We start from the raw sequence: 434 nt of genomic DNA, 5'->3' as shown, positions 1-434 counted from the left end.
GGTCGCATCGGCGGGATCCATCGGTACCGGAATCATGCGGATGAGGTTCGGTGGGTCGCCAGTCCCGAAGTAAGGGTCGATGTACAGCGTCGTCGACTGCGAGCGGAGCACGAACCCGTTACAGCCGAGATACCAGACCACGACACCGTCGCCGGGGTCTGTCGCTTCAATCTCGTCGCGGACGAACCAGTCGTCCCACGTTGACTGAACCATGTGCCGAACTATGCCTGGCCGGGTCAAAAAATCTCGCACCGCGTTCAATCGAGCGTGACCGTCGACTCTGTCTCGGAGGCCTCGTAGACGGCTTTGATAGTGTTGATGTCGACGAGGCCGTGCTCTCCGTCGGCGTAGGGTTCGGTGTCGGTCAGTAGACAGTGGGCGAAGTACTCGAACTCCTCTTCCATCTGGTCGATCTGTTCGAAGCCGATGTCGAC

The 434-nt window shown here is 59.7% G+C and carries 2 pseudogenes; both read right to left on the bottom strand.

The features are described 5' to 3' along the window. Positions 1-213 (bottom strand): annotated as a pseudogene (locus C5B91_RS21820) (MBL fold metallo-hydrolase); the annotation flags it as partial. Positions 214-257: 44 nt separating this feature from the next. Beyond that, positions 258-434, bottom strand: a pseudogene (locus C5B91_RS21815) (gfo/Idh/MocA family oxidoreductase); the annotation flags it as partial.

It is taken from the genome of Haloferax sp. Atlit-10N (assembly GCF_003586325.1).
GTDB lineage: Archaea > Halobacteriota > Halobacteria > Halobacteriales > Haloferacaceae > Haloferax > Haloferax prahovense.
This window is presented reverse-complemented; position numbering and strand designations above follow the sequence as displayed.